Annotated in this window: 25 protein-coding genes; 3 read left to right on the forward strand and 22 right to left on the reverse strand. The window is 38.4% G+C overall.

What is annotated here, in order from left to right; translation table 11 throughout:
• Positions 1-610: 610 nt before the first annotated feature.
• The 8 genes from QI30_RS15445 to QI30_RS15480 all read right to left on the reverse strand — a co-directional run bounded on the left by QI30_RS15445 (position 611) and on the right by QI30_RS15480 (position 7,011).
• Positions 611-931, reverse strand: coding sequence for a hypothetical protein (locus QI30_RS15445; protein WP_126991486.1), 321 nt, complete (start codon positions 929-931; stop codon positions 611-613).
• Positions 932-1,004: 73 nt separating this feature from the next.
• Entirely contained in the window at positions 1,005-1,730 is a 726-nt protein-coding gene (locus tag QI30_RS15450) for a hypothetical protein (RefSeq protein WP_126991487.1), read from the reverse strand.
• 139 nt (positions 1,731-1,869) lie between these two features.
• Positions 1,870-2,370 carry a DNA-deoxyinosine glycosylase gene (locus QI30_RS15455; protein WP_199754699.1) on the reverse strand — a complete coding sequence of 167 codons (501 nt, stop codon included), beginning with the start codon at positions 2,368-2,370 and terminating at the stop codon, positions 1,870-1,872.
• A 505-nt stretch (positions 2,371-2,875) separates the two neighbouring features.
• On the reverse strand, positions 2,876-3,364 hold the full coding sequence (locus QI30_RS15460; protein WP_126991489.1) for a GNAT family N-acetyltransferase: 489 nt from the start codon (positions 3,362-3,364) through the stop codon (positions 2,876-2,878).
• Positions 3,365-3,631: 267 nt separating this feature from the next.
• A complete protein-coding gene (locus QI30_RS15465) occupies positions 3,632-4,009 on the reverse strand; it encodes a hypothetical protein (protein ID WP_126991490.1) in 378 nt (125 codons plus the stop codon).
• A 31-nt stretch (positions 4,010-4,040) separates the two neighbouring features.
• A complete protein-coding gene (locus tag QI30_RS15470; RefSeq protein WP_126991491.1) occupies positions 4,041-4,919 on the reverse strand; it encodes a cation diffusion facilitator family transporter in 879 nt (292 codons plus the stop codon).
• Positions 4,920-5,057: 138 nt separating this feature from the next.
• Positions 5,058-6,152: a 3-phosphoserine/phosphohydroxythreonine transaminase gene (gene serC / locus QI30_RS15475; protein WP_126991492.1), complete on the reverse strand. Its 1,095-nt coding sequence runs from the start codon at positions 6,150-6,152 to the stop codon at positions 5,058-5,060.
• 277 nt (positions 6,153-6,429) lie between these two features.
• Positions 6,430-7,011 (reverse strand): NADPH-dependent FMN reductase, encoded by a 582-nt coding sequence (locus tag QI30_RS15480; protein ID WP_126991493.1) that lies wholly within the window; start codon positions 7,009-7,011, stop codon positions 6,430-6,432.
• 178 nt (positions 7,012-7,189) lie between these two features.
• Between QI30_RS15480 and QI30_RS15485 the strand changes: the two genes are divergently transcribed.
• Positions 7,190-7,732: a GNAT family N-acetyltransferase gene (locus tag QI30_RS15485; RefSeq protein WP_126991522.1), complete on the forward strand. Its 543-nt coding sequence runs from the start codon at positions 7,190-7,192 to the stop codon at positions 7,730-7,732.
• Between the two features lie 21 nt (positions 7,733-7,753).
• Here the strand turns inward: QI30_RS15485 and QI30_RS15490 are convergent, their stop codons facing one another.
• From QI30_RS15490 to QI30_RS15500, 3 genes are all read right to left on the reverse strand, one after another.
• Positions 7,754-8,194, reverse strand: coding sequence for a universal stress protein (locus QI30_RS15490; RefSeq protein WP_126991494.1), 441 nt, complete (start codon positions 8,192-8,194; stop codon positions 7,754-7,756).
• Between the two features lie 111 nt (positions 8,195-8,305).
• Positions 8,306-8,527, reverse strand: a complete 222-nt coding sequence (locus tag QI30_RS15495) for a helix-turn-helix domain-containing protein (RefSeq protein WP_126991495.1) — start codon at positions 8,525-8,527, stop codon at positions 8,306-8,308.
• Positions 8,528-8,536: 9 nt separating this feature from the next.
• Positions 8,537-9,019 carry a DUF2975 domain-containing protein gene (locus tag QI30_RS15500; RefSeq protein ID WP_126991496.1) on the reverse strand — a complete coding sequence of 161 codons (483 nt, stop codon included), beginning with the start codon at positions 9,017-9,019 and terminating at the stop codon, positions 8,537-8,539.
• 90 nt (positions 9,020-9,109) lie between these two features.
• On the opposite strand from QI30_RS15500, the gene QI30_RS15505 reads away from it, so the two are divergent.
• Positions 9,110-9,787 (forward strand): diphthine--ammonia ligase, encoded by a 678-nt coding sequence (locus tag QI30_RS15505; RefSeq protein WP_126991497.1) that lies wholly within the window; start codon positions 9,110-9,112, stop codon positions 9,785-9,787.
• A 48-nt stretch (positions 9,788-9,835) separates the two neighbouring features.
• Here QI30_RS15505 and QI30_RS15510 read toward each other — a convergent pair whose 3' ends face one another.
• From QI30_RS15510 to QI30_RS15540, 7 genes are all read right to left on the reverse strand, one after another.
• The gene (locus tag QI30_RS15510) at positions 9,836-10,207 is read right to left on the reverse strand and encodes an iron chaperone (protein ID WP_126991498.1); all 372 of its coding nucleotides are present in this window, start codon (positions 10,205-10,207) and stop codon (positions 9,836-9,838) included.
• A 34-nt stretch (positions 10,208-10,241) separates the two neighbouring features.
• Positions 10,242-10,652: a DUF6892 domain-containing protein gene (locus QI30_RS15515; protein ID WP_126991499.1), complete on the reverse strand. Its 411-nt coding sequence runs from the start codon at positions 10,650-10,652 to the stop codon at positions 10,242-10,244.
• 54 nt (positions 10,653-10,706) lie between these two features.
• Positions 10,707-11,033: an antibiotic biosynthesis monooxygenase family protein gene (locus QI30_RS15520; protein ID WP_126991500.1), complete on the reverse strand. Its 327-nt coding sequence runs from the start codon at positions 11,031-11,033 to the stop codon at positions 10,707-10,709.
• 71 nt (positions 11,034-11,104) lie between these two features.
• Positions 11,105-12,151 (reverse strand): siderophore ABC transporter substrate-binding protein, encoded by a 1,047-nt coding sequence (locus QI30_RS15525; protein WP_126991501.1) that lies wholly within the window; start codon positions 12,149-12,151, stop codon positions 11,105-11,107.
• A gap of 120 nt (positions 12,152-12,271) precedes the next feature.
• Positions 12,272-13,036, reverse strand: coding sequence for an ABC transporter ATP-binding protein (locus QI30_RS15530; protein ID WP_126991502.1), 765 nt, complete (start codon positions 13,034-13,036; stop codon positions 12,272-12,274).
• Positions 13,033-14,007, reverse strand: a complete 975-nt coding sequence (locus QI30_RS15535) for an iron chelate uptake ABC transporter family permease subunit (RefSeq protein WP_126991503.1) — start codon at positions 14,005-14,007, stop codon at positions 13,033-13,035. The genes QI30_RS15530 and QI30_RS15535 overlap by 4 nt, the downstream gene beginning before the upstream one ends.
• Complete coding sequence (locus QI30_RS15540) at positions 13,997-14,950, reverse strand: ABC transporter permease (RefSeq protein ID WP_126991504.1); 954 nt, start codon at positions 14,948-14,950, stop codon at positions 13,997-13,999. The genes QI30_RS15535 and QI30_RS15540 overlap by 11 nt, the downstream gene beginning before the upstream one ends.
• Positions 14,951-15,324: 374 nt before the next feature.
• Here QI30_RS15540 and QI30_RS15545 point away from each other — a divergent pair, with 374 nt between their 5' ends.
• Positions 15,325-15,759 (forward strand): GNAT family N-acetyltransferase, encoded by a 435-nt coding sequence (locus tag QI30_RS15545; protein ID WP_126991505.1) that lies wholly within the window; start codon positions 15,325-15,327, stop codon positions 15,757-15,759.
• A gap of 17 nt (positions 15,760-15,776) precedes the next feature.
• Here QI30_RS15545 and QI30_RS15550 read toward each other — a convergent pair whose 3' ends face one another.
• The 4 genes from QI30_RS15550 to QI30_RS15565 all read right to left on the reverse strand — a co-directional run bounded on the left by QI30_RS15550 (position 15,777) and on the right by QI30_RS15565 (position 20,353).
• Positions 15,777-16,388, reverse strand: a complete 612-nt coding sequence (locus QI30_RS15550; protein WP_126991506.1) for a histidine phosphatase family protein — start codon at positions 16,386-16,388, stop codon at positions 15,777-15,779.
• Positions 16,389-16,527: 139 nt separating this feature from the next.
• A complete protein-coding gene (locus QI30_RS15555; RefSeq protein WP_126991507.1) occupies positions 16,528-17,430 on the reverse strand; it encodes an SWIM zinc finger family protein in 903 nt (300 codons plus the stop codon).
• A 104-nt stretch (positions 17,431-17,534) separates the two neighbouring features.
• Positions 17,535-19,334: a glutamine--fructose-6-phosphate transaminase (isomerizing) gene (gene glmS / locus QI30_RS15560; protein WP_126991508.1), complete on the reverse strand. Its 1,800-nt coding sequence runs from the start codon at positions 19,332-19,334 to the stop codon at positions 17,535-17,537.
• Positions 19,335-19,843: 509 nt separating this feature from the next.
• Positions 19,844-20,353, reverse strand: a complete 510-nt coding sequence (locus QI30_RS15565) for a type 1 glutamine amidotransferase domain-containing protein (protein ID WP_126991509.1) — start codon at positions 20,351-20,353, stop codon at positions 19,844-19,846.
• Positions 20,354-20,452: the final 99 nt, after the last annotated feature.

Raw genomic sequence — 20,452 nt, forward strand, 5'->3', positions numbered from 1 at the left:
TGGATACGACATATCTATAAATATGTGTCATCTACATGAAAATAAACCCATACTTTTAATAAAAATGTATTCGACGCGTATTTAAACGCAAATAATTATCTTTTCTTTCTTAAATACTTACAACACATTGTTAATAGCAATCTTGAAAAGCGTGTCAAAAATGCCCGTCAGAGCCTCTATTTTAACTCCTTTTGTTTAATTTCGGGACTTCTAACAGCCTCTTTTTATCCCTGCAAGTTAAAAACAGTTGCTGCTATATCACTTTTAGCTACATCATGAGAATCGGCATATTAAGCGCCTCTTAAACACGCAAAAAACACCCTTAGTGCACCCGAAAAGGCTGTTTTTAGCCCATTTGGGTCGAAAATAGGCTTTTTTCATTTATTAAAAATGCTATAAATCGATGAACTTCATTATGAATAACGCGTTGATTTGCCAGTATTTACTGGATGATTAATAAAAGCATTCTTTTCTCTAAGACGATAGCCACTCATTGGCACTTATTTTAAAATATGTCGTATCTAAAACACGCTGTCTGACGTAATCGGTCATTTCAAATAAAAAAACGGGTGCAATCAAGTTGATCGCATCCGTCCGTATTTTTTAAGCACTATTTATTTAAAATGAATTGTTTTTTTCGTAATGCTGCACGCTTCCACGCAAATTGGTAAAGCGCTGTCGCTGCTGGGTAGAACAGTACGACGATTACAAAGAAGCCTGTGACATCCTGCCAAAACGGTGATACTTGCCATACCCCATAACCAACTGCTGCCACTTTCAATACAAATGCTAGCCCAACAAGAAGTCCAAGTAACGCACTTCCGATAAATACTAAGTCTTTCCACATTAACATTCGAAACTCTGTGTGATATTCTCTTACGACCACACATACTGAAATTACGATGAATAATAGAAATAATAGATTTATCATTTATTGCACCTCCATCTACTTCTAGTTGTAGTGTACAACAAAGTTGTTAAGCTAACGTAAAAGCTGTTTTAAGTTAACGTACAGATGTGGCGATTGTTAACAGCCCTTTTGCAGTCGTCACTTTGTCAATCGTCATCACAGCTGTTCCTTTTTGAAGACGTAATGCGTGATTTTTACCAACTGCATCTAATTGAATCGCACCATATTGATTTGGCGCCGGTAAAAGATGCGTCTCTAAATAATGGACCGTATCTTTTGCTAATGTGACCCCACGTGCATTTTGATTTGTGTACGTATGAGTCGCTAACGCCCAGCGTCCCTCATTCCAGCTCGTATAAAGCTGTCCGGCACCAGCATCCTGATAGCCTGTGATGCCGTGTGTTAACGCTACCTTTTGTCCCCCGTATTTACTGTAATTTAAATAATTTACATGTGATAATGCTTCTGCTTTTGTTGTATAACGTTCCATTTGAATGCGTGCAACGACTTTTTTTGAAACGGTCGTCAATTTTTTCGCATTCACTGGTACTTTATGAGAGGTTTCGTAAAACACTACTTTGTAATAGTTTTTAGAAACCATCGTCTTTGCTGTTAAATGTTTCCCGCTTGTTACAGGGATTTTATGCGGTAATGTAATAGGAAGTGTTGTCGTTAATGCATCGTGTACTTGAGCCATTACTTGCTCTGTTTCCGTTGCCGCTTTTGCCGTAATTGGTGAAACTGGTAACGCTGCCACTGTCCCTATTCCTAATACGCTTGTCGCAGTAACAAATGCTATTTTTTGAACAAACTTTTTCATTTTCGTTGCACCTCTTTCCTATCGAACTATAATTAAAAAATTCCCTTTTCGAGAAAAAATAAAACGTAAAACCTTTAAAACGCGAAGAAAGCCACCCTATTTCTCTAAAATAGGATGACTTTCTTATACTTTTTCCAATTTACTCTATATACGTTTTTATGATAGACCAACTTTTCACTTTCTCCTCAAAACTTTTAATATTCTTCCCTGGTATTGGACTCGTAGAAGGCATTTTATAAAAATGGCGACCTGTTAATACGTTTAAACCAATTCGCTTTTTAAATACTTGCTCTGCCTTTCCACCATTAAAAAGCACACATTCAATCGCTGGATATTGTGCTAATAACGTTTCGAAATCATTTGGAACCTCATTACGAATTGCGGCATCAAGACTTCCTTCACGTTCACAGTATTTAATCGTATCCCATAATCCAATACCATGCTGTTGGAGCCAATTGAGTCGTTCTGTATAATTTTCTGGTGCGCATTGTTCTAACAACTCTGACATAATCGGCCAAAAATGATTACGTGGATTTCCATAGTACTGCTGCTTTTCAAGAGATTGCTGCCCTGGCATCGACCCGACAATTAACACGCGCGTGCTTTTATTGACGACTGGCCCTAAAACATTTTCAATCATGCTGTTCACCTCTCTATTTATTATAAGTAGTCTATCAGGAAAAATCACCGAACATGACTTGCTTTGCGGGTCTGCCCGCTTCCTTCTGTAATCAAGAACATCACTATTTTTTCTTTAGCGGAACGTAAGCTAATTACGCCGTCGTCCGTTCATTAGCCATGACTCACTTCTTTTACTATCTAGCCTCGCGTGCTTGCTTTTCGAGTCCGCCCGCTTCCTTCTGTAATCAAGAACATCACTATTTTTTCTTTAGCGGAACGTAAGCTAATTACGCCGTCGTCCGGTCTTTAACCATGACTCACTTCTTTTACTATCTAGCCTCGCGTGCTTGCTTTGCGGGTCGTTTCATTCCTTCCTACGTGACGAAGAACGTCACTTGTCAGGAACTAAAAACGCCCGTCAAAGCAGAGCGAGCACGCTCAGCTTTCAATCAAAAAAAAATAGGACCGGCTCGTATGTGTTGTTACGAGTCAGTCCTATCTACTATTTGCGGTATCGTCCATTATTAAATCGCCACCAATTGTTTAATTTTGTAGTGCATTACGATGACTTCACCTTTAGCGCCCATTGTGCGTACGCCTTCGTCAATAAAGCCACATTTATGATATAACCTTTGTGCTGCTGTGTTGTAAATATTTACGACTAGCACAATCTCATTTTTGTCAGTAAAGTTTTGCTCGACAAAGTCAGGTAACATGTTCATGACACGTTTTGCGTAGCCTTTACCTTGATGATGAAAGTCCGTTGATACGGCACGCAGTAAAATCGCATTCGGATTATCCGAGTATAGTTTGCGTCCCTGGTCTCCATCTAACATTAAGAAGTTAACGATTGCGCCATTATCGATTGCGACGATTGGATAGCGATATGGATCATTTTTTGCCATCTCCATTGCTACATCTGGTGCTGTCGTAAAGTGCAATTGCTCCTCCGTTAATGTGTAATTTGCAAGCATTTCTCCGTGCTTGATTTCATTGTAAAAGCATAGTTCCATTTCTTAACCCCTTTCAGGCTGTAGTAAATAATTTTAACGACTTAAATCGTTTTTTTCAACAGAAAATTATTGTCTATTTTGTGTTAACAATTTGCTGTAAATTCATGTACAAGAACTAAAAATAGTTGTTTTTTTCTATTCGATATTGTAGTGATTTTACACCCTGTATCACAAAATAAAATTGTAAAACAAACACACAGAAAAAGCGAGAAAAATTTCAAAAAATCAACAAAAAAAAACTACGCAATTTGCGTAGCTTCTCACGATTTATAAAAAACTTGGATTTACAACTTTGTCTGCCTTGCCAAGGTCTGTCACCATTGTGTTATATGCTTCTACTGCCGCTTCATATAACGCTTTGGATTCTTTCGCATTGACTTCTGCAGGTTGTTTTACACGTAGTGGCGCATAAGGAGCATCAAATGTTAATACCCGTTGTTGGAAGGCTTGAACATGTTCATTTTCATCAACTTCAGAATCCATATGTGTATACACATCAAATGAGTGGAAATTGGCGAAGAAACGTGTGTAATCATCCGACGCCTTATCCATGTTTCGATTTGAAAAGTTCCATAAACCCTTCATTGATTTTAATACGTTTAGACCTTGTGTTACAACCATCTCAACTGCTTGTGGATTAGCCATTGTAACCGCCTCCTATATAAAATTCGTTCTCTTATATTGTAGCATAATCAGCCGGCTCTATATGAACAAGTGTCACCGCAAACGGGTTATATTCACGAATAACGCCCTCGATTACTTCTGTAATGTGATGGCTTTGGACCACATCCATTTTAGGATCAACCGTAATCGTAACATCTAAAAACATCATATTCCCAGACATACGCCCTTTCATATCTTCTACCTCAATGACTCCATTTACATGTTGAATAAGCGTTTTAATTTCTACTAACTCATGCTCATCAAAGCCATCCGTTAAAGTATGCACAGCCTCAACAAAAATATCATAGGCGGTTTTAATAATCAGTAAACCAACTAATACCGCTGTAATTGAGTCAATGATGGGGAAACCAAAAATAGCAGCAAAAATACCGATAGCTGTTCCAAAGCTCACTAACGCATCCGAGCGATTATCATACGCTGCCGCTTTGACAGCCGAACTTTTAATACGTCGTGCGAGACGAATATTATATAGATAAACGATGTACATGACGATACCACAAAAGATTGCGACGATAGCAGTCAGCATAGATGGTGCCTCATGCTCACCGCTAAAGAAACTTTTTATCGCATTAAAAATAACCTGTAAGCCGACAACGGCCATAATGAATGAAGCGAGCAATGATGAAACTGTTTCAGCACGTAAATGACCATAGTGATGGTCCTCATCCGGTGGACGCTGCGAAATACGCAGCCCTACTAGTACCGCAACAGAGGCAATAATATCCGTCGTATTGTTCAGACCATCCGCTTTAAGTGCTTCCGATCCTCCGACAACACCAACCGTTAATTTTAAGGCACTTAAACAGAGATACGTGAAAATACTAACCCAAGCGCCTTTTTCCCCTTCACGTAAATTTTTATATACGTCCAAAAAGTTTCCCTCCCTCAAGACTTCCAGAAACGACAAAAACGACGTAGCGCACAAAAGTGCGTTACGTCGTTTTTTATATTCCGTTCGTTATTAAGCTTATCTATTATAACAAAGTCTGACCTCTAAAGAAAGGAAAGTTTAGTGCTTTGCTTGGAAATCTTTCATGAAGTTCGCAAGTGCTTGGCAAGTTTCATATGGCACGGCATTATAAGTAGACGCTCGGCAACCGCCAACTGAACGGTGACCATTTAAGCCAACAAAACCTGCTTCTTTTGCTTCTGCTAAGAATTGTTTTTCTAATTCTTCATCAGCTACACGGAATGTAATGTTCATCAGTGAACGGCTACCTTCTACTGCATGACCTGTGTAGAAGCCGTTGCTTGCATCGATAACATCATAGATTAATGCAGCTTTTTCTTCATTGCGTTTTGCTACTGCCTCAACACCGCCTTGTGCTTCAACCCATTTTAATACCTCACCTAACATATAAATACCGAATGTTGGTGGTGTGTTGTAAAGTGAGTTTTTGTCAGCATGTGTTTTGTAGCTTAAAATAGTTGGTACATTTTCTGACGCTGTTTCTAGGAATTCTTTACGAATGATAACAACCGTTACGCCTGAAGGGCCAAGGTTCTTTTGAGCACCTGCATAAATCATCGCAAACTTAGAGATATCTACTGGCTTCGATAAAATATCACTCGACATATCAGCTACAAGCGGCACGTCCCCAGTGTCTGGGAACTCTGCCCACTCTGTACCGAAAATCGTATTATTCGATGTGATATGCACGTATGCATCATCCGCATTGTAATTTAATTCATCAAATGCTGGGATGTTTTTGTAGTTGTTCTCTTTTGTGCTTGCAGCGATTACAGCGTTCCCTAAAACTTTTGCTTCTTTGAATGCTTTTTCTGACCATGAACCAGTTTGTACGTAGCTAGCTGTTTGACCTTCTTTTAAGAAGTTCATTGGAAGCATTGTGAATTGTAAGCTTGCGCCGCCTTGTAAAAATAACACTTCGTAATTTTCAGGAATGTTATAAAGTTTTTTAAGACGTGCGATGGCTTCCGTATGTACTTCATCATACTCTTTACTACGGTGGCTCATTTCCATTACGGACATGCCAGCACCTTTAAAGTCTACTAATTCTTCTTGAGCTTTTTGTAGGACTTCAAGTGGTAATGCTGATGGACCTGCATTTAAGTTATAAGCGCGTTTAACTGTTGTCGTCAATGTAATACACTCCTTGTGGAATAATGATGAATCCTATTCTACGCTATTTTCTGTTTTTTTTGAAGGTTTAGACGAATATTCGGCTAAAATTGTCATAATATTTTAAAAAAAGACACCAAAACAAGAATATTCATGTAAAAAAAGCTTCGTAATTATCGGAAAAACCGATTAATCCACTTATCACTTATTTTCTAGATAGGTAAAGTTATCATCTGCTGTCCTGTAGAGAAAAACAAAAAAAGGCAGCGTCATAAAGACGCTACCTGCTTTTTATAAATTAACGAATTGTGTAAAGCGCTTTTGACCAAGGAATTACTTGATCTAACATTTGGTTTACTGAATCAGTTTGAACTTCTTTTGGTTTGAATTCACCATTTTCAAAGTCAGTGAATAATGATAATGCTGGGTGTACACGAACGTCCGCTACTAATAATTCGCCTAAGATGCCGCGTAAATGTTCTGCTGCACGTGCACCACCAACTGAACCATATGATACGATACCTGCTGCTTTGTTGTTCCATTCAACACGTAAGTAATCTAATGCGTTTTTAAGTGCGCCCGTAATTGAATGGTTATATTCTTGTGTAATGAATACAAAGCCATCTTGTTTGGCAACGATTTCTGACCATGCTTGTGCACCTGGTGCTTCTGCTGTACCTAGTAATGGTAAATCGTAATCTGCAATATCAATAATGGTGTAGTTTGCGTCGCCGCGTTTGTCTGCGATTTCTTTTACCCATTGTCCAACTTGTGGTGATACGCGACCTTCGCGTGTTGAGCCTAAAATAATACCAATGTTTAATTCTGCCATGTCTTTTACCTCTTCCTTTTTACCGAATAATTTATTTAAAAAGTTCATTATTATACCTATTTATCTCGAATTCATTTATTTCGAAATTATTTATCTTGAATTCTAGATAAATAATAACATGGTATTTTCACCTCGTCAACTAGTTTCATCTAAAAAAGGAATTTCGCCAAAATCAGAAGGTTATGCTATGTTAGAACTAATCGATTATATAAAAGGAGCGAGCGCTATGCTCATACAAGATGAGGTACTCTATTTACGTCCTGTCACACCACGAGACGCCGAGGCGATTCATGCATCCGTTACCGAACCAGAAATTCGTTATTTAACAGGCACACATTCTTTATTCACTGTAGAACAAGTACGACAACATATTGTGACTTGTGAGGATGATGACAGTCGCATAGATTTTGCAGTCTGCTTACGCGAAGATGACACGATGATTGGCGAAGGTGGCATTGTCGAAATAGATGTAGCCAATCAACTCGCCTATTTTCGTATTGCGATGCTTGGCATGAAAAACACCGGCAAAGGCTATGGCACACGCGCTGTTTTGTTAGCTGTCCGCTATGTATTTGATGTGTTAAAGCTTAACCGTTTGCAACTTGAAGTGTATAGTCATAATCCACATGCAAAGCGTAGTTATGAAAAAGTTGGTTTTCAAGTAGAGGGTATTTTACGTGAGAAACTACTATGGGATGGCGTTTATTCGGATGAAATTGTGATGAGCATATTAAGAAAAGACTACGAAAAAAAGGGAACTGCGCAGTAGACGCAATTCCCTTTTGTTTATTTAATGAACGATAAGCACCTGGCATGGTGATAGCTGTGCAATTTTTGAGCTGACACTGCCTAGTAGCATTCCTTTTAAACCACGTAAACCACGACTACCGATGACAATGACAGATTGCTTTGTTTCTTCTGCATACTCAAGCATTTTATCCGCTGGGTTTCCAGCTAATGATACGAGTTCAATCACGCATTCAGGATGTTTCGAAAGTACGATTTCTTTCGCTTTCTCTAAACGTTCTTCACTGTCTTTTAGTAAACCTTCATTTACCGTTTTCACATAATCACGTGTGACATCATATGGGTAGGCAGGTGCAATTGGATTTTGATGTACATTGACAATCGTTACAATTCCGTTATTTAAGCTAGCTAGCTCTGCTGCCGCCTCTAAAATTTTGGCATTTAAATCTGATTCATCAATTGCTACAAGAATTTTTTCAAACATTGAACTCATCCTTTCGGCATATTATTACCTTTATCATATGACATAATGTCACAAAAAATAACCCCAAATTAAACTTTACTGGAAAAAACATGCTTTAAAAGCATACATTGTTCACAAATTCTCTTCATTCTTTTTTTCATAGGCTAAAATATCGCCTGGTTGACAATCCAATGCCTCGCAAATGGCTTCTAACGTAGAAAACTTAACAGCCTTCGCTTTTCCATTTTTTAAAATGGATACGTTCGCCATCGTAATCCCCACACGCTCAGACAATTCTGTCACGCTCATTTTTCGTTTCGCGAGCATCACATCGATATTCACAATAATCGCCATTCTCTCACCTCAGATTGTTAATTCGTTTTCTGATTTCATTTCAATGGCTTCCTGCAATAATTTTTGTAACAGTGCAGCAAACACCGCAATGACTAACGATGCAAATGGCACAATTAATCCGACAAAAATAACACCGGGTGCATCATCAAATTCAGCAAATAAGTAAAACGACGGTAATACGCATAAGTGCAAAATACTAATCGTTCCTGCACAGCGTTTAATTACTTGTAGCTTCCTCACTGATGATACCGAAAAGGCCCTTCCCTGGTCAATGCAGCGTAATAGTTGGAAAGCCTGATAGAGACCGATAAAATAAATGATAACGGATGCGTAAAGTAGTGCCCAAACCACATATTTACTTGCCCCAAAAGCTGGCAGTAAATCAGCGGTTGCACGACCTACTTCCGGTATAAGGAATAGACAGAATAAAACCATTGGTAAGCTTAAGACAAAAACAGCCGTCTTTAAAAACAACGTCGATGCGCTCTTCATAAAAACACCTCACTTTTTATTTTCATGTTGATAATAGCATGTGATTTATCGTTTTACAATAAATATATATCGTAAAGGAGAATATAAACAATGAAAAACTGGAAAACAAACGCACAAAAGCAACCCTTTATCGCCTCTTATAGCGGCGGAAAAGATAGTACACTCGCGCTTTATAAAGCGATGCAACAAGGAACTGCTACGGGACTAATTATCATGCTTGAAGAGGAAGGCAAGCGCTCACGTAGCCATGGCATGCCACCTGCATTAATCCATGCACAGGCAGAGGCGCTTCAGTTGCCTGTTTATACTATTGCAACGAGCTGGGAAGGCTATGAGCAAGCTTTCATGACGATTCTGTCACAAGCAAAGGAGGACGGCGCAAATGTCCTCGTAACGGGTGATTTAGATGTCCCTGAGCATGGTTGTTGGCATGACCGTGTCACAAAGCAAGTTGGTCTCAAACTAAGTATGCCGCTATGGGAAATGGATCATGTCGAAGTTGTACGTGAATTTATTGATGCTGGCTTTAAAACCATTTTAGTAACGGTCAATTTATCACTCGGTATGCATGAGGAGGACCTCGGACGCGAGCTGACACATTGCTATGTCGATGAGTTGATTACGCGAGGGATTGACCCTTGCGGCGAGGGCGGCGAATTCCATACAACGGTTTTAGCAGGCCCTATTTTCAGTAAAGAAATCGCCGTCAAACGCGAGGCAATTATCCGTGACGGAGACTATGCTTTCTTACCGCTTACATTGGCATAAATAAAAAGCAGGAATCGCTTTAAACACGATTCCTGCTTTTCTTATGCTTTACTTACGCCAAAACGTTGTACAATCTGCTTTATCCTTCATATTAAAATCGATAATTTCCTGCAACAACTCATACTGAACGGGCTTTGCAAATGGGATACGAATTAATTTCTTCCCATGCGTATAGCCTAGTTCCTTAATACGTGCTGAAAATTCCTCATCAATATAGCCCTCTGGTGCTACGGAAATATGCGCCTTCGATACACTGAAGCCAATAATAAACGTGCCATGATCTGTAAACATTGGCTGATTCCATTTAAACTCAGGCTTTAGCTGTGGATACGTTTCATGAACCCACTGAAGGACTTCTACCATGCGAGCCCGATGCTCTGCCGGCTCAATCTCTTGAATAAATTCTTCAAATTGCTCCATTATAAAAGCCTCCTTCTAACAACTATTCGTTCTTTTATTCCACTGTAATTCCCGCTTCGCGTAAAGGTTCTAACACCTCAGGCTCTGCCATCGAAATATAGTCTACTGTCATAAGGTTCGGCAAATGTTCAAAGCCTTCAACAGACGTTACATCAAAGAACTCATCCTCACCGTCCCAGTCTGGCTGAAGAATATGATAGATTTCATTACCACCATCAAAACATAGATAATCAACCTTCAATAAATCCTTTTTCGAAAGCTCTAGGTTTTGTAAGTATGTCATAATTTGTGGAATCGGCTTCATATCCTCGTACCATTCATATTGTGTTGTAAATTGCTCTTTCAATGCTTCTAATTCCTGTTCGAAAATTGGTTCCTTATCAAGTAATGCATCAATAACAATGAGCTTAAAATTAAAATCTTTAAACATATTATCACTCCTCATTTTCTTATACCCATTTCAACAAAAAAAGAGCTGCCAAGAGACAACTCTTTTTCATTATAATACGTAATAGCCGCCGCCATCACGCGAAATAATATAGTCTGGTTGTGGCGGCTTGCCACCATGTTCCGCAATCTGTTTTTTATGACCAGCAATATGCTCTGGACTCTTTTCCCATGCCTTCCAAGCCTCTTCCGATTCCCAGCGAATAAGTACGATAACTTCTTCTTCCCCTCGGCGTGTTTTTTTCACTAAAATCTCGCGTCCAATAAAGCCCTCGCGTTGTTCAAGTAGTGATGGCTTTCCTTCTTTTGGTTGGAAACGCTCTAAAACCTTATCTTTAAATCCTTCTTTTACAACGGTACGACGCATTTGTACAAACATGTTTTTGCCTCCTTTTTTATAAAAAAAGAGCCTGTCTCAAAAGAGGCAGGCTCCCTATTATGCTTAGTGAATTATTTTAATTCGTCTAAGATTTCATCCATTTTTTCAACTTCAGTTGTAGCACCGTTGCTTGAGAAGTACCAGTTTGTACCGTCTAAGTATACGATTGTGCCGTTTTTGTAAGCTTGTGTTTTCTTGATGATGTCGTTTTCAACATCTTTCTTAAGTGCTTCTACATCCATATCATTACGATCGATTACGAATAATACTTCAGGATCTGCTTTTAAGATGGCTTCGTAAGAGAAGTTCGAACCGTGAGCTGATGTATCAATACCTTCAACTGCTGTTTTGAAGCCAAAGTCATCGTATACATATTTGAAACGAGAGTCTTCACCGTTATCAAAGCCTGAAATTTGTTTGTCAGAGTACATTGTTACTAAAGCATTATCGTATTTAGAAGCTTTCTCTTGGATTGCTTTTTTCTTCTCATCTAGCGTTGCTTTTAATTCTTTCGCTTTATCTTCTTTACCGAAGATTGAAGCAGCTAAATCGATTGAATCTTCAACGCCACCAATATAATCTTTGCTATCAGAACCAACAAATACTACATTTGGTGTGATTTTTTTAAGCTCTTCGTAATAAGGAGCTTGACGACCAGTAATGAAAATAATATCTGGCTCAGCAGCCGCAACTACTTCAAGATTTAATTCTTTTAGGTTACCTACGTCTTTAATATCATCACTTGGAGCATATTTTTCTTTAAGGTTTTCAGGCATATTCCCTTGGCCTTCACCGTAAGGAATACCAACAATACCTTCAACACCTAATGCATCAAGTGTATCTAGGAAGCCATAGTCCATTGAAATAATGCGTTTTGGTTGTTCTTTTAACTCAACGTCTTCGAAAGTGATTTTGTCGCCTTCTTCTGTTTCACGTTCAGTTGATAAAGACTTAACTGTCATTGGGAATGCAGTGTTTGATTCTGCTGAAGTTTCTTTGTCAGTTGAAGTTTGTTCTGTTTTTTCTCCAGAAGATTTGTCCTCTGATTCGTCAGTACCACATGCACCTAACATTAAAGTTAATGCTGCAGTTGCAGTTAAAAAACGCCATTTTTTCATTTTAAAATTCTCCTCCTGAGTTGTATCCCCTCACGCACATGAGAGTGATTATCATTTTCAATTAACTAATGCTAATTCTAGCGGATATCATTTTACCTTGTCAATAGGCTTTTGGTAATTTTACTGAGATTGGAAATAAACACAAATTTTACAACCATCTTGTTCTTGGACTGGAATGCTCATGTCATACACTTCACGAAGTGACTCAGTATTGATGATGTCACTCGTCGGACCATCCTTTACAAGACGCCCATCTTTTAACGCAACAATGCGGTCTGAATACACCGATGCAAAGTTAATATCATGCAGTACGATGACTACAGTTTTTCCTAACTCATCGACTAGTTTACGTAAAATTTTCATAATCTGAACAGAGTGCTTCATGTCTAGATTATTTAAAGGCTCATCTAGCAAAATATATTCTGTATCCTGCGCGATGACCATCGAAATAAATGCACGCTGCTTTTGACCACCTGATAATTCATCTAAAAACTTGTCCTGAATATCAATCAAGTTCATATACTCAAGCGCCTGATCGACCATCACATTATCCTCAGGTGTCAAACGCCCATGAGAGTATGGATAGCGACCAAAAGAGACAAGCTCACGAATTGTCAGACGTACATTAATAAAATTGGATTGACGTAAAATCGCCACGCGCTTCGCAAAATCTTTTGATTTCAGCTTTTTCACGTCTGTCTTATCCAATAAAACTTCCCCTGTATCTGAATCTAACAGGCGACTTACCATTGACAATAGCGTCGATTTACCCGCACCATTCGGGCCGATAAAGGACGTGATTTTTCCTGTTTCAATCGTCACAGACACATCTTCTACAACAGGCTTTTTGCCAAAGAATTTTGTGATTCCTTTAATTTCAATCATCCTGCTACCCCTTTACTTTGTTTTAGTAATAAATAGATAAAGTAAATACCACCAACGAAGTTGATAATAACGCTAATTGTCGTATTTAAATTAAACACATGCAGCACAAGGAACTGCCCACCGACGAGCGCGATAATACTAATAAGACTCGCGCCAAGTATGAGTATGGAGTGCTTGTACGTCACTAAAAATTGATACGCTAAGTTTGAAACGATTAATCCTAAGAAAGTAATCGGCCCAACTAAAGCCGTTGAGGTCGCAATTAAAATAGACGCTAAAATAAGTACACGTAGCACCATTTTGTCATAGCTAACACCAAGATTCATCGCATTATCACGACCTAGATTCATGACATCTAAGTCGCGCATTAAAAAGGCCCCATAAATAAAGCAAGCGATTAAAATGACAGCAGAAATCACAACTAGTTCTGACTTCACATTTGTGAAACTTGCGAATAATTTATTTTGTAAACTTAAATATTCAACAGGATCAATCATGACCTGTAAAAAGCTCACTAAACTTCCTAAAAGCGTTCCGATAATCATTCCTGCTAATAACAGGAGAAAAATCGGGTATTTATCTGCTCGGAATAAGAAGCGATAAAGAAGTAGCGCGAAAAGTACCATCGCTAAAATCGCTGTTCCAAAGTTCAAATAACGGTCGACGACAAAAATAGATGCCGAGCCTAAGAAGAAATAAATAACTGTTTGTACAACTTCATACATCGAGTCGACACCAATCATCGATGGCGTCAAAATACGATTACGCGTAACCGTTTGGAACATTACTGTCGCATACGCAATCGCCACCGCTGTAATAACCATCGCCGCTACACGATAAACGCGCATCGGAAATGCATAGCTAAAACTTCCTTGAATGTTGTAAAACAAAAAGCCAGCAATCGAAATAATGGCTAATACAGCCAAGCATAAAATTTTAATTGTATTTGTTTTCTTCACACTACTTTGCATATGCTTTCCCCCTAAACAACATCACTAAGAAGATCGCACTACCAATAACAGCCACCGTTGTATTTACTGGAATTTCATACGGCGCTACGATAATACGACTTAAAATATCGCAGGCTAGAAGGAAAACGACACCAAGTGCGACTGTATGAGGAATCGTTTTTCGTAAATTGTCCCCTAAATATAATGACACGATATTTGGTACGATTAATCCTAAGAATGGAATAACCCCTACCGTTAAAATAACCGTTGTTGAGATAATGGCGATAAGAACAAGGCCAATATTTAACACCGTTTTATAGCTCAAGCCAAGATTTTTCGCAAATTCTTCTCCCATTCCTGCGACCATAAATTTATTCGCAAAAATGTACGCAATAATAATTGCTGGCACTGCAACGTATAGTAATTCATAACGTCCAGACACAACAAGCGTGAAACTACCGATGAAGAACGTGCTAACGTTTTGTAAAATATCCGCTTCGTATCCAAGGAATGTCGTAATCGAAGAAATAATATTCCCGAACATAATCCCTACTAATGGAACGAAAATGACATCCTTAAATTTGATGCGATCAAGTAAACGCATAAAAATAAATGTTCCAATTAATGCAAATGCAAAACCAAACATCACTTTTTGCATATACGTTACATTTGTGAAGAAAATCATTGAAATAACAATACCTAATTTCGCTGCATCCAACGTACCTGCTGTTGTTGGTGATACGAATTTATTGCGGCTTAATGATTGCATAATTAACCCGGCAATACTCATACCAGCACCTGCTAAGATAATCGCCATCAACCGCGGTACACGACTAGCAAGGAAGATTTGTACTTCATCCGATTGAAAATCGAGTAAATCCGCCGGTTTAATATCGATAGCTCCTATAAACAGCGAGGCAAACGATAAGATAACTGCAGCTACCACTAACATCCATAATCTCATTCTATTGCCCTCGTTTTTATAATTTATCTATAAATGATAATGAAAATGATTATCATTTAATTCCCGCTTCATTATATAACGATTTTCAGCGTAAATTCAACCGACTTATCTAATTGAGAATGGATAAAAATCCAAATGACCGACCAATTTTCTTCCTGAACAACTGATTTCTCAGCGTTTTACAGAGTTTCTTTTTTAAAGTCCATCTAGAAAAAAATTTCGAATTCGAAATACTTTAGAATCGTTTTAAATTTCATTTAATGAAAATAAAAGGAAATTCTCATCTAAATTTTCATTAAATAAAGCCATCTTTTATAATAGAAGAAATGATGGAGAAAGTATGTCTACTTTTCAACAATTAAAGGAGGCTTTATATGCCGATTCGACTCGCTAATCAAACAGATACCAAACGCCTAAGTGACATTTATGTAGCTTCTCGGCAAGCTCATTTTCACTGGCACACCGAGCCTTTTTCATATGAAGATTTCGAAAAGGATACGGCTGAGGATATTGTCTATGTCCTAGAGGAAAACGGTGTAATCATTGGCTTTTCTGCATTATATGTACAAGATAGCTTTATTCACTGTCTTTTTATTGACCCAGACTATCAGCATAAGGGAGCTGGCTCTATCCTACTCCGTCACGCGACCACCTTACTACCCCATCCCGTGACATTAAAATGCGTTTCTGAAAATAAACACGCACTCGCCTTTTATGCACGACATCATTTTGAGAAGGTACATGAAGAAGGTCCCTCAAATGAACGTTACTGGTTACTCGCATTAGACGAAAAAAAAGGACCGCTTTAAAAGCAGTCCTTTTTCTATTAAAACTCTTCGTATTCATATGTGTAACGTTTTACATCGCCATCTGCTAATTTAAAAAATGTCTCATGCGCTACTTCTAAGCTCAGCGCCTCATCTTTATTGAGGTTTTGATACAATCCACGAATGATTCGACTTGTGACACCATGCGCCACAACAATCAGTTTCTCTTTATCTTTCACGCTCTCTAAAAATGCTTTTACGCGGCCCTCCACATCAGCATAACGCTCACCGCCAAGTGAATTGAAGTACCAGTTATAATGATTTGTGCCTTCTAAAAGACGCGGCCACTGCGCTTTAATATCTTCAATATAAAGCCCTGCCCAGTCGCCTACAGATACTTCAGCTAGGCGTTCGTCCGTCTGCACTTTAGTTAAATCATATGCTAACGTCTCACATAAAATTTTCGTACTATCCATTGCTCGGCCAAGGGGACTCGAAATGATTTCCCAATTATGAATATCGTCACCAAGCTCCATCTTCAACATACGGGCCACCTGATAAATCTGATCTTTCCCGTTCTCAGTAAGCGGTGAATTGGATTGACCCTGGAATTTTCCTTCCACGTTGAATTCTGTTTCGCCGTGACGAATTAAATACATTTCTTGTGTCATAAAAACCATCCCCTGTCTAAACATCTTGTTGTCTATTAATTCACTTAAACCGAAATTTATAAACCCATTTTTAGATTATATTTTGTTAAGTTACTTTAAGAAACATTGGACGTCTAAAACGGGTTTTTATATCCATTGGCTAGGTGATTTTTTGTTCTAATCGTTTAAATACATCTACTGCATTTGTGATTTTCTTTCGCTCTTCTACCTTTTGCTTAATTTGTTTATTCGTTTTTTCGTCATAGAATTTCATTAATGCTTCAAAGAAAAGCATTTCCTCTTCTATCCAACCATTTAAAATCATTAATTGGAAATCCATTAGCTGTTGAAAGTTCATTTGCTTTTCACGCGTCGTATCAAATAATTCAGAGCCCTCACATACAATAATTAATTCCTCTAGCATAGACTCAATACTCCTATGAAGTTCGCTATCTAAACCACCTACTTGCTTACGCAATAAAGCTAACTGTTCAATTACTATAAGCGCTAACTCAATCGCTTCTCTCCAGCTCTGCTCCATCTTTTTCTGGTGAAATAGTTCAATTATTGGATTCATAGTAGTTAAAAGATCGTCCTTTTCTCGTGTACCAATTAACCCAATACCAGGTATAGCTTCAATTACAGCTTTTCTATATTGCGCTTCCTCCGACATACGATGAATCAACCAAGTACTCGCTGCAGGTACCTCCTCAGCTAATGTATTCAATAAATCCAATAACTCGGCCTTTTTATACTTTTTTAACGCCTCTTTAATCGATGGCTGATGTTGTGTAGCCTCGATTATATTTCGAATTGCAAAGAACGCCGCTACTTCATGTTTACAATAGGTACTATACGTATAAGGACATGTACAATCACTACTCACAATTCTTTGACCATCTAATTGAACGCCAACCTGATACATTTTTGTACCCTCTATAGTAATTTCATATAAATTATCGTTTTGTTGAATATTACATATCGCATCTTCCTCAAAATATAATTTTCCTCGATGCACAATTTTCTTACTAATTATCGCTTCAAAGTTAAAAATATTCATCATAAGCCTCCTTACTTATATCTATTTCTTTTCATTATTCCGTTAAAAAACCTCCTGAGAAAAGTTATCCACAGGAGGTTTTGAGTCATTCAAATCTTATCCACAGCCTACTCAACTGTTACTGATTTGGCTAAGTTACGAGGTTTATCAACGTCACAGTCACGGTATAGTGCTGCATAGTAGCTGATTAATTGTAATGGGATTACTGTAACAAGTGGTGTTAATAGCTCTTGTACAGCTGGTAATACCATTGAGTCGTCCGCTTCTTCCATACCTTCCATCGAAATGATGATTGGGTTTGCGCCACGTGCGACTACTTCTTTCATATTTCCGCGTACGTTTAAGCTCATTGCTTTTTGTGAAGCAAGTGCAAATACTGGTGTACCCTCTTCGATTAACGCGATTGTACCGTGTTTTAATTCACCGCCAGCAAAACCTTCCGCTTGAATATATGAAATTTCTTTTAGTTTAAGTGCGCCTTCCATACTTACACAGTAATCAATACCGCGACCGATAAAGAACGCATTACGTGTTGTTGCAAGAACGGCATCCGCTACTTGTTGAATTTCTTCTTTTTTATCAATGATTGTTTGGATTGCATTTGCGGCTACGCCAAGCTCAGCTTTTAGATCAAAATCAATGTCTAAGCCTTTTGATTTACCTTCTACATATGCTGTGATTGCAAGAACAGCAACCTGTGCAACATACGCTTTTGTAGACGCTACCGCGATTTCAGGACCCGCATGCAGTAATAATGTGTAATCCGCTTCACGAGATAATGTAGAGCCTTGTACGTTTGTGATAGTTAATGCTTTGTAGCCTAACTCTTTCACTTTTACTAATACTTGGCGGCTATCTGCTGTTTCACCTGATTGTGAAATAAAGATGAATAAAGGCTTCTCAGAAAGTAGCGGCATATTGTAGCCAAACTCACTTGCGATATGCACCTCTACAGGGATTTTCGCCATTTTCTCAAAGTATTGTTTACCAACTAAACCTGCATGGTAGCTCGTACCTGCAGCGATAATATACAGACGATCCGCTTCGCTTAATGCAGCCTTAATGTCCGCATCAATTGTTAGCTCATCCTCAACTGTGTATGCTGAAACAATTTTACGAATAACACCAGGTTGCTCGTCAATTTCTTTTAGCATGTAATGAGGGTATGTGCCTTTTTCGATATCGCTCATATCTAATTGCGCTGTGTACGGTGCACGTTCTACTTTTGTGCCATCTAATTTTTCAATTGATACACTTGCAGCTTTCACGATAACAACCTCTTCATCATGTAGCTCGACGAATTGATCTGTTACTTGTAGCATCGCCATTGCATCACTTGCGATCACATTAAATGTATCTCCAACACCAACTAATAATGGTGATTTATTTTTAGCTACATAGATGGTTTCTGCGTCCTGTTCGTCTAAAAGACCAAGGGCATAAGAACCGTGTAGTAATGATAATGTTTTACGGAATGCTTCATCTGTTGATAAGCCTTCATTTGCAAAATGCTCCACTAATTGAACGATTACTTCTGTATCCGTATCTGATTTCATCGTCACATTTTGTAAATATTCCTGTTGTAGTAAGTGATAGTTTTCGATAACTCCGTTGTGTACTAAAGTAAAACGACCTGATGCACTTTGGTGAGGATGCGCGTTTGATTGATTTGGCACCCCATGTGTAGCCCAGCGTGTATGACCGATACCAGCAGTTGCTTCTACTGATTCGTCTACTGCACCACGTAAGTTTGCAATACGGCCGACTTCTTTAAACACATGTACGCCTGCTTCGTTCATAACAGCGATACCTGCTGAGTCATAACCACGATACTCTAATTTTTCTAGACCTTTTAATAAAATTTCCTTGGCGTCTACTTGACCAATATATCCTACGATTCCACACATAATAAATTCCTCCGAATTGTCTGCAAATTTTTTGTCCATACGAAACTAGACCTTATCTAATGATAGGGTTCGGTTCATATAATGAATTTGCCTGATAACTTCTTTGTCCAACAAATTACTTCATTGTTTTAAAAGTCATCATCGATCGGGCAATACGACCGGGAGGCATCCGCCGAATGTTCGATACTCCTCCACCTCGTCTACTAAGGCTGTGTGGCTTTATTTCCTTAGTACTGGCGCTATAACTGTTTTTCCGATTTTACTGCAACCCAATCCTCCTTGGCAGTTTTAGAGATGTCTAACCTCTTTTCTAAATTGCATTACAATCATACTTAATCCCTTTTTAATAGTCAATCAGAAACTAATAATGAAAAGGGTTCCATCTGCATTTTTTCAAAAAACATGTCTTATTGTTGAACGTCTTAGTTGGAAAATAGTTTCTTTTTCCTACATTAAGAAATCCTAAGTATATTAAACTTAGGATTTCAACATCACATGGGAAACAAATTTTATTTTAATAACTTCACGATTTCTCGGTTAAATGCTGGAATATCATCTGGTGTGCGACTTGTGACAAGCTGATCCTTACACACCACTACTTCTTCATCCTTTACATTTGCCCCCGCATAAGCCATATCAACAAGAATCGATTTATATCCTGTTGCTGTACGTCCCTCTAATGACTTTGCATTAATTAATAACTGAGGACCGTGACAAATTGCGAATACAGGCTTTTGTGCATCCATAAAACCTTTCGCAAATGCAACAAAGCGGTCGTCTGCACGTAACTGATCGGGTGAGAAACCTCCTGGTATAAGTAACGCGTCAAAGTCCTCGACGGATACATCGTCAATGCCCTTATCGATTGTTACCTTTTCTCCGTGCTTCCCTTCAACTTGCTCGCCTGCTTTTTTCTCAATTGTCACTACTTCATGACCAGCGTCACGAATAGCTGCGGCAGGCTCCGTAAATTCAACATCTTCGAATAAATTCGTAATGACTGTTGCTACTTTTGCCAAATTGAACACCTCTTTATTTAATTTGAGATTTAAAAACATCTCATTCTACTTTTAGTGTTCCCATCTGTCACCTTCTTAAACAGAAATGTTAAATTTAGC

This window comes from Candidatus Kurthia intestinigallinarum (assembly GCF_003991225.1).
GTDB lineage: Bacteria > Bacillota > Bacilli > Bacillales_A > Planococcaceae > Kurthia > Kurthia populi.